9 protein-coding genes are annotated in these 11,893 nt (G+C 59.2%); 2 read left to right on the top strand and 7 right to left on the bottom strand.

Annotated elements, in window-relative coordinates:
- Positions 1 to 153: 153 nt before the first annotated feature.
- Positions 154 to 930: an ABC transporter substrate-binding protein gene (locus JH25_RS23370; RefSeq protein ID WP_032876562.1), complete on the top strand. Its 777-nt coding sequence runs from the start codon at positions 154 to 156 to the stop codon at positions 928 to 930.
- A 72-nt stretch (positions 931 to 1,002) separates the two neighbouring features.
- Here JH25_RS23370 and JH25_RS23375 read toward each other — a convergent pair whose 3' ends face one another.
- From JH25_RS23375 to JH25_RS23385, 3 genes are read right to left on the bottom strand one after another with little or no spacing between them, the layout of a single operon-like run.
- Positions 1,003 to 1,629: a helix-turn-helix transcriptional regulator gene (locus JH25_RS23375; RefSeq protein WP_005787407.1), complete on the bottom strand. Its 627-nt coding sequence runs from the start codon at positions 1,627 to 1,629 to the stop codon at positions 1,003 to 1,005.
- On the bottom strand, positions 1,629 to 2,762 hold the full coding sequence (locus JH25_RS23380) for an NAD(P)/FAD-dependent oxidoreductase (RefSeq protein WP_032876559.1): 1,134 nt from the start codon (positions 2,760 to 2,762) through the stop codon (positions 1,629 to 1,631). The genes JH25_RS23375 and JH25_RS23380 overlap by 1 nt, the downstream gene beginning before the upstream one ends.
- Before the next feature lie 13 nt (positions 2,763 to 2,775).
- Positions 2,776 to 3,723, bottom strand: a complete 948-nt coding sequence (locus JH25_RS23385) for an ornithine cyclodeaminase family protein (protein ID WP_032876556.1) — start codon at positions 3,721 to 3,723, stop codon at positions 2,776 to 2,778.
- Between the two features lie 436 nt (positions 3,724 to 4,159).
- On the opposite strand from JH25_RS23385, the gene JH25_RS27580 reads away from it, so the two are divergent.
- Positions 4,160 to 6,652 carry a hypothetical protein gene (locus JH25_RS27580; RefSeq protein ID WP_050549302.1) on the top strand — a complete coding sequence of 831 codons (2,493 nt, stop codon included), beginning with the start codon at positions 4,160 to 4,162 and terminating at the stop codon, positions 6,650 to 6,652.
- A gap of 75 nt (positions 6,653 to 6,727) precedes the next feature.
- Here the strand turns inward: JH25_RS27580 and JH25_RS23390 are convergent, their stop codons facing one another.
- The 4 genes from JH25_RS23390 to xylA form a co-directional block, all read right to left on the bottom strand.
- Positions 6,728 to 7,864: a sugar ABC transporter permease gene (locus tag JH25_RS23390; protein WP_032876554.1), complete on the bottom strand. Its 1,137-nt coding sequence runs from the start codon at positions 7,862 to 7,864 to the stop codon at positions 6,728 to 6,730.
- On the bottom strand, positions 7,865 to 9,421 hold the full coding sequence (gene xylG, locus JH25_RS23395) for a D-xylose ABC transporter ATP-binding protein (protein WP_032876552.1): 1,557 nt from the start codon (positions 9,419 to 9,421) through the stop codon (positions 7,865 to 7,867).
- Complete coding sequence (gene xylF / locus JH25_RS23400; protein ID WP_032876549.1) at positions 9,418 to 10,419, bottom strand: D-xylose ABC transporter substrate-binding protein; 1,002 nt, start codon at positions 10,417 to 10,419, stop codon at positions 9,418 to 9,420. Before xylF ends, xylG begins: the two co-directional genes overlap by 4 nt.
- Positions 10,420 to 10,507: 88 nt before the next feature.
- Positions 10,508 to 11,824, bottom strand: a complete 1,317-nt coding sequence (gene xylA, locus JH25_RS23405; protein WP_032876547.1) for a xylose isomerase — start codon at positions 11,822 to 11,824, stop codon at positions 10,508 to 10,510.
- Between the last annotated feature and the right edge of the window lie 69 nt (positions 11,825 to 11,893).

Here is an 11,893-nt window from a genome sequence, read left to right as displayed (position 1 = left end):
TCGGGAGCAAGCCCCCTCCCACATTTCGTACGCGTTTGTTCTGAATTGACGCGATGAGCATAAAAGTCCAGTATGGAATTATAAGTACAAAACAGCTGCTGTCCGTTTTTCTTCACTCTTGCCAAACCAACAACAACCCGCGAGAACCCGCTCATGAAGAAACGCCACCTTATTCCCGCCCTGGCCCTGAGTCTGTTCGCTGCCAGCCACCTGCTGGCCGCCGAGAAAACCCTGCGCATCGGCATCGAGGCCGCTTACCCACCGTTTGCGTCCAAGACCGGCGACGGCAAGATCGTCGGCTTCGACTACGACATCGGCAACGCCCTGTGCGCGCAAATGAAGGTCAAGTGCGTGTGGGTTGAAGGTGAGTTCGATGGTTTGATCCCGTCCCTCAAGGTCAAGAAAATCGACCTGGCGCTGTCGTCCATGACCATCAACGAGGACCGCAAGAAGTCGGTGGATTTCACCCACAAATACTACTTCACCTCCTCACGCCTGGTGATGAAGGACGGCGCAGTGGTGGATGACCAGTACGCCAGCCTCAAGGGCAAGAACGTCGGCGTACAGCGCGCCACCACCACCGACCGTTATGCCACCGAGGTGTTCGAACCCAAGGGCATCAACGTCAAGCGCTACAGCAATAACGAAGAGATCTACATGGACCTGGCCGCAGGGCGCCTGGACGCGATTTTTGCTGACACCATCCCCTTGAGTGACTTCCTCTCGATGCCACGCGGCCAGGGTTACGCGTTTGTGGGGCCGGAACTCAAGGATCCGAAATACGTGGGCGAGGGCGCGGGGATTGCGGTGCGCAAGGGCAATGGCGAGTTGGTCAGCGAATTGAATGCGGCCATCGACGGCATTCGTGCCAGTGGTGAATACCAGAAGATTTCACAGCAGTACTTCAAGGCTGATATCTACGGCGACTGATCCAGGGAAATACGCGGTCAATGTGGGAGCTGTCGAGCTCCCACAGGGGGCGGCGCTGTCTTCAGAAAGGGCTCAACCCTTGAGTTCCTTCAAATGCTTGTAGACCGTCGCCCGCCCCATGCCCAGTACGTTGGCGACATAGTTGGACGCGCTCTTGCCCTTGAACGCGCCTTCGGCGTGTAACGCCAACACCAGTTCACGTTTGTGGTCGCGGGTCAGCAGGTTCAGGCTCAACTGACGCTCACGCAGCCAGCCATGCAGAAAGGTGTTGATGCGCTCCTGCCAATCATCGCGAAACAGCGCGTCCGGCTGGGCGATCAGCTTGCTCGGCGACAGGAACAGATCCAGCGCGGCCTTAGCGTTTTCCAGCAGTGAGATATTCAGGTTGATGCACAGCACGGCCAGCCGGCGTCCGTTGTGGTCGTGCAGCACGGTGCTCAGGCTGCGGATTTTCTGACCGTCCCAGTTAAGCTTCTCATAAGGGCCGATATTCACTTCGCTGACGTCGCCGTCGAGCATGTCCTCCAGCGACGAGTCGTCACCCAGGCTGCGTTTGGACAGATTGTTGGCGATGTAGTCGACGGTTTGCGTGCGCAGGTCATGCAGGACCACCTCCGCATGGGGAAAGAACAGCGTGGCGATCGCATCGGCAATCGCACGAAAGTTCTGCATGACGTTGTCGTGTTCAGCGGTGTTCATCAAAGGGGCTCCAGGCGGACGGGGGAGAGCATACCAGCGTCCAGCCCGAACTGTACGAGGTGCTCGGGCAGCGGCTCGCCGCGCACCAGTGCAGCGCTGGCCTGGCCCATGGCCGGTGAGGTCTGGATGCCATAACCGCCCTGTGCCGCCACCCAGAACAGCCCCGGTACCTGTGGGTCAAAACCGCTGAGCAAATCCCCATCGGCCACAAAACTGCGCAGGCCGGCCCAGGTGCGCGTCGGGCGGCGGATGGTCAGGGTGGTGGCTTCCTCGATCTGGTAGATGCCCATGGCGATATCCAGCTCTTCGGGTTGCACGTCCTGGGCCTGGACCGGGTCGGCATTGGCCGGCGAGCCGAGGAACATGCCCGCGTCGGGCTTCATGTAGAAGGCTTCGTCAAGGGCCACCAGCATCGGCCAGTCATGGGCATCGACGCCGTCCGGGCCGGCGAAGATAAATGCGGAGCGACGTTTGGGTTGCAAACCGATGGAGGCCGCGCCTGCCAGGCCGCCGATATGGTCGGCCCAGGCGCCGGCAGCATTGATGATGACCGGCGCGGTGAAGGTCCCATCCTGGGTACGCACGTGCCACAGGCCGTCGATGTCGCGGCTCAAGCCCAGCACATGGCTGTCGGTGCGCACTTGGCCATTGTTGCGACGGATGCCGCGCAGGTAGCCCTGGTGCAGGGCGTCGGTATCGATGTCGCACGCCGTTGGGTCATAGATTGCGCCGTGGACTTTTTCCCGGCGCAGGATCGGCAAGCGTTTACAGGCCTCGTCGGCGCTCAAGCGTTGTACCTGTGCCACGGTGGCTTTGGCGCTCAGGTATTGACTGTCGAGTTCGGTCGGGTCGCCGGTGAAATCGACGGTCATTTCGCCCCGCGGAGTGAGCAGTGGGTGTTCGCAGAAACCTGCTGGCGGCTGGTCGAAAAACGCCCGGCTGGCCAGGGTCAGCGCGCGCACTTGCGGGGTGCCGTATGCAGCGGTGTAGAGCGCCGCCGAGCGCCCCGTGGAGTGATAAGCCGGATGGTTTTCGCGCTCCAGCACCAGCACCTTGGCGTGCTGCGACAACCAGAAGCCGGTGGACGCGCCGGCAATGCCGCCGCCGATGATGATGAAGTCTGCGTGGTGCATGTGAATCTCCTGATTAGCGCTGGCGTTGGTACAGGGCATTGGCCAATGCAATATCTTCCAGGCCCAGGCCGATAGAGCGGAAAAACACATGGCGCTGAGGGTCCGGGCGCTGCGCCATATCGCTGAGCAGTTCGGGCAGGTCGCCGAGCACCGCACGTTTATCCCAGCCGTGCTGTTCGCTGGCAATCAGCATGTCGCCCGCCGCATCCGGGGTGGTCTGGCGATAATCGCAGTACACCTGCATCTGTTCCAGGCACACGGGAGGCACTTCGTGGGCACGCGGTGCGTTGGTGCTGATGGAGGTGATCAACGCGGGCTTGCTCAGGCGCATCGGGTCGATCACTGGGCCTGCCGATGAGGTGCAGAGCAGAATCACATCGGCATCTTGCAGCGCGGCATCGCAGCTGGCGGCGAGGCTCAGGCGCGGGTCCAGCGCGTTGAGTTGCGCGCGCGTTTCGGCGCTGGCACTGCCAAGGCTTGGGGAATACAGGCGGATGTGCTGCCAGTCACGCAGGTTTTGCACATAGCGCAGGTGTGCCTGGGCGACCTTGCCGCTGCCGATAATCGCCAGGCGCTGGGCCGACAGCGGCGCCAGCGCGTCGACTGCCAATGCGGTGGTGGCGGCCGTGCGTGCGGTGGTCAATTCAGCGGCATCGCACAACAGCAGCGGCTGGCCGCTGTGCATCGACATCAGCAGGGTCCACGCCGTCACCAGCGGGCCCTGTTCACGCACGATGTAGGGCGAGGTCTTGACGCCATACACGCCATCTTCTGCCAGCACTCCCAGGTAATTGATGAAATCTCCCGCGCCTTGGGGAAACTCCACCCACTGCTGCGCCGGCTGCACCGCCTGCCCGGCGGCGAGCTCGCGAAACAGCTTGCGCAGGATAGCGGGCACGTCGATTTGAGCCAGCAAGCTACGGGCCTGGGCCTGGTCGATGATGAGGGGGGGATTGGACATGGACGCCTCTGAATAAACTTATTTGTCCATTATGGACTTTTAGTTTGCGTTCGCAATAACCCATGGAAAAAATCAGATCAATGTGGGAGGGGCGGTGCGACGATTCGACTTGCCCCCGAGGGCGGCGGGTCAGTCACAGATGTGCTTCTGACACTCCCTCATCGGGAGCAAGCCCCCTCCCACAGTTTTAACCATGGCGCGCCCAAAGGCGCCACTAACCAATGTGCAATATCGACAGTGAGCAATAGCGAAAACGGCATGTAACACGTGCCACGCTTATTGGAGGAACCTATTCGCTTGGAGGTGCGACTCATCTGACGGCTGATGTAGTTACGAGGGGGCGCGATCTGTGTACGCAAACTCCACCAGCGCAGCCTGCCCCCTATGATGCAGTCAGGTGGGGTAATCGCAATTGTCTGGAAAAGGTACCTCATCAATGTTCTTGGATGATTTTTCTTCACTGAGCCCCGATTGCTATTTGCCCGGTGATCCCTCGTATTCAGAGATCACGGGCGCACTGGATTTCCCCAGCAACAATACAGCTGACCCTCTCAGCGAAACATCGAGCATTCTGGCCCGACCTCTGTCCCAAGAGGCGCTTTACACTACGATCATCCATGGACCTTTCACGAGCTCTTTGCGCAATACCCTGGAAGAACAGCTGCAGTGTATCGATGCGTATGCCCTCCGGGTTACCGCGCTGATCGATAGCATAGAACGGGGGAACGAAGGTGAGCGCAATATCCGGTTCCAACAGACTCGTCAGTTCCTGGAACCTGCAGGTTACTTTAGCGCCGGATTGTTGGCCGCTGGGTACGACCCCCATGAAAAAATCAGCGTGACATTCAACACTTACGTAGGGAAATGGACGCCGGAGGTAAAAACCAACACGGACACACGCACCTACTTTGCTTGGGAAATAGCAGCTGGCGCGCTAAAGCACGACCGGACATCGGAAGGTGGCCTGGTCAATTTCCGAACAACCCACATCGAGCCACAAGACCGCAGCAGGATCAGTGATCTGGAGGCGTTGGGAGCGCGACTCCAGGGCCATTGGGAAGCTGAGGTAGCCAAGCCAATGAGCGATGAGTCAGGGCCACTGGCCGAGCGCTCGGGCAAAGCGGATGTCTATGTGCTGCGCGGCACCTTGCAAAGCCTGTTAAACGATAAGACTGGCTTCGAAAAGTTAAGCGTTGAAACACAAGAGGCGATCCATCGAACGTTATATTGGAACGGCCAAGTCATTATTCCCAATCTCTATGGTTACCCATTGGCAGGCTATGCCTTTATTCCTGACTTGCCCTTTGATGGGAATGTCGAGCATCGCCCCAATAAGGGGTTGATGATTGATTTGAAGAGCGGCAAGGCCAGTGAAATATCGGGCGATAGAGGGTTTTCCGAGTGGGCCAAAGAAAATCGCGATCACATCGTCAGTCGATTCAATGCCAGCGACAGACAAGGCGGTAAAGACGCGCATTGGCCCAAAGCTGGCGAGGTACTTGATCATTACATTGCGGGCAATCTTGCTACCTATCCGGGGCGTCAAAACATAGTCAAAGACAAGGCTGTGCCGGTGTGGGAAACATTCAATTATACGAAGTCGCGAGGCAGTGATTATTTTTTGAAGCACGGTAGCCTCAGCTCCGGTATTGCCGCAGCGTACCAAGGGTTAAATGCCAATAATGCGGTGTGGAATGACCAGACACAGGTATTTGGCGCCTCGCAGCAACGATGGAAGGCAATAAAAGAAGTATGGGGCAGTACCTTTGGTTATGCGCCCGTCGTTGGCAATCTGGGCCAGATCGTTTTCGGAGTGCACGACTCCATTTATGGCATGACGGCTAATGATCGCGTGGCAGGCAATGCCGCAGCGGCCATTTCAGCTTTGCAGCTGGCGCACGAGCTGTCGCCAGTCGGGCCAGAGGCGCAGGAGCCGCCGCTCATACCGTTTAACGCCAGCGCCAATGATCGTTACCAATGGCACCCTGCAGCGCAGCCTAACGAAGTTGAACTGACGCGAATATCAAATGCTCCGGCCACTACGCCGTCCACCCCAGCGCCAACCTTTGCGGGAATGCGCGAGGTGGAGTTCAGGGGCAAGAAGTATTTTGTTGCTGACAAACCCGATGTGGCAGATGGTGAACATTACAAGTTGCGAGTACCCGACGCGCAAGCCCCCTCAAAATTGGCATATAGCGGCATTGCCGCCAAGCCGGATGAGGCGGGAGTGTGGACAAGAATGGGCGTCCCGGGTGGCGGGCTGAAAGAATATTTTTCCCGTAAATACAGACAGGCACGGGAAACGTTGGACGCCGTTGCTCAACAACATGCCGACATGGCGCTCCCCGTCAAGGAACACGAGGTAGAGCAGTTTACAAAGACGCTGGTTACACTTATGGGCGAGAGTAATGCGGGTGAGTTCGAATGGATTGAAACCTACACTCACGCGGATTCCGACTTTGTCAACGGACCACTGAGAGCGGGTAAGACCACGCCTGAGCTTGAAGCGTTTCTCGGCGAGTTCAATCAATTGAACCCTTATGAAGGCAAAGCTTATCGCTCGGCTTTTGTTACGGATGAAGGCGCGAAAAGGCTTAAAGATGGTGTTGGGAAAGTGTTCCAGGACCCGGGGGTACAATCTGCTTCGGCGACGGTGCGTAATTCTGCCGAATGGGAAGGATGGGCCAAAGGCGCGGCGAAGCAGCGAACCCATGCCACCCAGCAGGTGGTGTATGTATTTGATGAGTCAGTGCCGAAAATGAATATGTCGACGGACTTTTTGAAGGACCATGTTGCCATAGGTGCTGGAAAGGTTTTGCAGGTGCTGGCTTTCAAAGAGCAGGGCCAAAAGTTGTTTGTGTACCTCGCTTCGCCCTCCAAAATACCGAAGCATGTTTACAATCTATTTGATGGGAAGATCATTTACTGATTGCCTGAGCCCCTCAGTCGGCTGGATGGCGGCATGACTATGTGCGCCACGCCGCCGTTTTGAGGGACTGGCGAATCAGCGCCGTCCTGCCCGCGTACTCACATCCACCCACACCGCCACTACCAAAATGCTGCCCTTGACGATCATCTGCCAGTAACTGTCCACGTCGAGCATCGACATGCCGTTATCCAGGCTGGTAATCACCAATGCTCCGAGCAACGCGCCATACACCGTGCCCGAGCCACCGCGCATCGAGGTGCCGCCAATAAAACATGCGGCGATGGCGTCGAGTTCGCCCATGTTGCCCGCCGACGGGGAGCCAGCGGCGAGGCGGGCGGTGTTGACCAGGCCGGCGAGGGCGCACATCACGCCCATGATGCCGAAGATCCACAGTTTCACCGCTTGCACATTGATGCCCGACAGGCGCGTGGCTTCCATATTGCTGCCCACCGCATAGACGCGGCGGCCGAACACGGTCTGGCGAGTGACGTAGCTGAACACGCCGAGCAGCACCAGTAACAACAGCACCGGTACCGGAATGCCGTCGTAGCGGTTCAGCGTGGTGACAAACCCGGCGAGCACCGCGCCGATCAGCACCACGCGCAATCCATCACGCACCGGCGAGTGCGCGGCCAAACCATGCAACGCGCGGTTGCGCCGTTGTTTCCAGGTGAGGAATACCGTCAGGGCAAACAGCAACACCCCGAGCCCGATACCGACGGTGTGGGGCAAATACCCCTGGCCCACATACACCAGCGACGGCGACACCGGTGCAATGGTGGTGCCGCCGGTAATCCCCAGCAAAATCCCGCGAAACGCCAGCATCCCGCCCAGGCCGACGATAAACGAGGGGATGCGCAGATAGGCGGTCATGTAACCGTTGGCCAGGCCGATCATCAACCCGCACAGCGCCACCAGGCTGAGGTTGGCCAGCAGCGGTACGTGATAGACCACGTCCAGAATCGCCGCCAGCCCGCCCAACAGTCCGAGCAACGAACCTACCGACAAATCGATCTCGCCGCTGATAATCACCAGCACCATACCGCACGCCAATATGCCGGTGATCGACATCTGCCGCAGCAGGTTGGACAAGTTGCGCGGCGTGACGAAGCCGCCCTCGGTCTGCCAACTGAAAAACAGCCAGATGAACGCCACGGCGATCACCAGGGCGAGCATTTTGTAGCGGGTGAAAAGCTGTTTGACCTGATTCATCTACGCGGTCTTCCGATTATTAGGGTGTTGGCTGAGCGCAGCGGCGAGCACCTGTTCCTGGGTAAGCCCCTCGTTGATGAAGTCACCGCGCAGTTGGCCGTCGCCGATTACCAGCACGCGGTTGGATACGCCGAGCACTTCGGCCAGCTCCGAGGAAACCATGATGATCGACACACCTTCGGCCGCCAGCGCGCCCATCAGTTTGTAGATCTCATACTTGGCGCCCACATCCACCCCACGTGTGGGTTCGTCGAGGATCAGCACCTTGGGCTTGGCCATCAGCATTTTCGCGAGCACGGCCTTTTGCTGATTGCCGCCGGACAGGCTGGTGATCGGCAGCAACGGGCTGGCGGTCTTGAGGTGCATACGTGCGATTTGCTGGTCGATGCTGCCCAGTTCGGCCTCAGCGTCGATGCGGCTCAGGTGCGCATAGGTGTCGAGCACAGCCAGGGTGATGTTATGGCCGACGCCCAGGTCGGGAATGATGCCTTGGCGCTTGCGGTCTTCGGGCACCATGCACAACCCGGCGCGGATCGATTTGAGCGGTGTGCGCGTATCGACGATTTGGCCGTCCAGCCACACCTGCGCGCTGTAGCGTCCGGGGTAGGCGCCGAACAGTGCCGACACCAGTTCGGTGCGCCCGGCGCCCACGAGCCCTGCAATGCCGAGGATTTCGCCGCGCTTGAGCACAAACGAAATATCGTCGACGCGCATGCGCTTGGGGTTGTCGACGTCGTAGCAGGTGACGTTGCGCGCTTCAAAAATCACCTCGCCCACTGCATGTGGCTCGGTGGGGTAGAGGTTGCTCATTTCGCGGCCGACCATTTGGGTGATGATCTGTGCAATGTCCATGTCCGCCATGGCGGTGGTCGCGATGTGCTTGCCGTCGCGGATCACTGCGATGGTGTCGCACACCGCCGCCACTTCATCGAGCTTGTGCGAGATATACACGCAGGCCACGCCCTTGGCCTTGAGGCCCTGGATGATGTCCAGCAGCACTTCGATTTCCGAGCGGGTCAGGGCTGAGGACGGCTCGTCAAGGATCAACAGGCGCGCTTGCTTGTTGAGGGCCTTGGCGATTTCCACCAGTTGCTGGTAGCCGCCGCCGTACTGCGACACTGGCAGCGCCACGTTGATGTCCGGCACCTTGAGTTCGCGCATCAAGGCTTCGGCCCGTTGCAGCATCGCCGGGTAGTTCATGCGCCCGCCGGGCAGGGTCAGTTCGTGGCCCATGAAGATGTTTTCGGCCACCGACAGGTCGGGCACCAGGGTCAGTTCCTGGTGAATGATGACGATGCCGGCGGCCTCGGTTTCGCGAATGGACTGGGCCTTGAGCGGTTGCCCGTCCCAGAGGATTTCGCCCTCCCAGGTGCCGTAGGGGTAGACCGCCGACAGCACCTTCATCAAGGTGGATTTACCGGCACCGTTCTCACCGCACAGCCCGACGCACTCTCCCGGGCGTACCTTGATATCGATGCCATTGAGGGCGTTGATACCGCCAAAGCTTTTGACGATGCCGTTCATTTGCAGCAGATAGTCGGCGGCCATGGCGGTCATTGCCCGCCGATCTGCTCTTTGGTGTAGAACCCATCCTTCTCCAGTACGTCGATATTGGCTTTGGTCAGCGGCGTTGGGGTGAGCAGGATGGTGTCGACTTTCTTGCTGCCGTTGTCGTACTGCGAGCTGTAGGTCGGCTTTTCGCTGCGCGCCAGTTGCACCGAGAGTTTGGCGGCTTCGGTGGCGATCAGCTTGAGCGGCTTGTAGACGGTCATGGTCTGGGTGCCGTCGATCACGCGCTTGATCGCCGCGAGGTCAGCGTCCTGGCCGGAGATCGGCACCTTGCCCGCCAGCTTCTGTGCGGCCAGGGCCTGGATCGCGCCGCCGGCGGTGGCGTCGTTGGAGGCAACGATGGCATCGATCTTGTTGTCATTACGGGTCAGGGCGTTTTCGACAATGCTCAAGGCTTCGGTAGGGTTCCACTCCTTGACCCACTGCTGGCCGACAATCTTAATGTCGCCCTTGTCGATAGCCGGTTGCAGCACCTTCATCTGGCCTTCGCGCAGCACCTTGGCGTTGTTATCCGTCGGTGCGCCGCCGAGCAGGAAGTAATTGCCCTTGGGCGCCGCTTGCAGCACGCCGTTGGCCTGCATCTCACCGACTTTTTCGTTATCAAACGAGATGTACGCGTCGATGTCTGCGTTGAGGATCAGGCGGTCATAAGACACCACTTTGATCCCGGCCTTCTTGGCTTCGGCTACGGCGTTGGTCAGCACCGTGGCGTTGAACGGCACGATCACGATCACATCGACGCCACGGGAGATCAGGTTTTCGATTTGCGAGATTTGCTTTTGCTCGTTGGCATCAGCGGACTGCACGAAGACCTTGGCATCAAGTTTTTCCGCGGCGGCGACGAAGTAATCGCGGTCGCGGGACCAGCGCTCCAGGCGCAAGTCATCGATGGAAAAACCGATTTTCGGATGGGCCGGATCGGCCATCACCGGCAAGGCGAGCAGGGCCAGGGCAGTTGCGAGCAGGGTGCGTTTGAATGACTTCATGGTGGTGCGTCCTTTTATTGTTGTTGGAAAGACACTAGGTGAAGACTCTCATTGTGGCGAGAAAGCTTGCTCCCTCGCCACAGGACACTCAGGTGTAGATAAACCGATTCACAACCCCCTCAAGCATCTCCTGTCGACCACTCACGGCCTGCGGATTCAGTTCGTGGGCAAACGCATGTTCAGCCAATGATTCCAGGCTGAACTGACCTGCCAGCACCGCCTGGCCCAATGGCTGCTCCCACCCGGCGTAACGCTGGTCCTTGAATTGCTGCAACGTGTCGTTCTGCACCATCGCCGCCGCACGTTCCAGGGCCAGCGCCAGCACATCCATGGCTGCCACATGCCCGTGGAACAGGTCCACCTCGTCCAGGCTCTGGCGGCGCACCTTGGAATCGAAATTGTAGCCACCGTTCTTGAAGCCTCCGGCCTTGAGGATTTCATAGGTGGCCAGGGTCATTTCTTCGACGCTGTTGGGGAACTGGTCGGTGTCCCAGCCGTTCTGCGGGTCGCCGCGGTTGGCGTCGATGCTGCCGAAGATCCCGAGGGACACGGCCGTGGCAATTTCATGATGAAAACTGTGCCCGGCCAACGTCGCGTGGTTGGCCTCGATGTTCACCTTGATTTCGTTCTCCAGGCCGTATTCATGCAGGAAGCCGAACACCGTGGCACTGTCGTAGTCGTACTGGTGCTTGGTAGGCTCCTGAGGTTTTGGCTCGATCAACAGGTCACCCGTAAAGCCGATCTTGTGCTTGTGCTCCACCACCATGCGCATAAACCGGCCGAGCTGCTCACGCTCACGCTTGAGGTCGGTGTTGAGCAGGGTTTCATAACCTTCACGGCCGCCCCACAACACATAGTTGGCGCCCTTGAGACGCAGCGTGGCATTCATCGCACTGAACACCTGCGCGGCGGCGAAGGCGAACACTTCCGGGTCGGGATTACTCGCGGCCCCGGCGGCAAAGCGCGGGTTGCTGAAGCAATTGGCGGTGCCCCACAGCAGCTTGATGCCGGTCTGTTCCTGATGGCGCTCCAGGTGATCGACCATCTGTGCGAAATGGTTGCGGTACTCCTTGAGCGAGCTGCCTTCCGGCGCTACGTCGGTGTCGTGAAAGCTGTAGTAGTCGATGCCCAATTTGGAGAAAAACTCAAAGGCCGCCTCCGCTTTGCCGATTGCCACCTCCATCGGATCGCCATTGCGCTGCCATGGGCGTTTGAACGTACCCATGCCAAACATATCCGCTCCCGGCCACACAAAGGTATGCCAGTAACAAGCGGCCATGCGCAGGTGCTCACGCATGGGTTTGCCGAGGATCAGCTTGTTGGCGTCGTAATGGCGAAAGGCGAGGGGGGATGCGCTGGCAGGGCCTTCGAAGCGAACCTTCTCGACACCGGGGAAGTACGGCATGGCGGTTTCCTTATTGTTCTGGGCGGTGTCTGGATACTAGCAACGGCGCCCTGGCCGCTGATTATGAAA

This window comes from Pseudomonas sp. BRG-100 (assembly GCF_000737955.1).
Lineage (GTDB): Bacteria > Pseudomonadota > Gammaproteobacteria > Pseudomonadales > Pseudomonadaceae > Aquipseudomonas > Aquipseudomonas synxantha_A.
The sequence above is the reverse complement of the archived record's forward strand: the minus strand, read 5'-3'. Positions and strand labels throughout refer to the sequence as shown.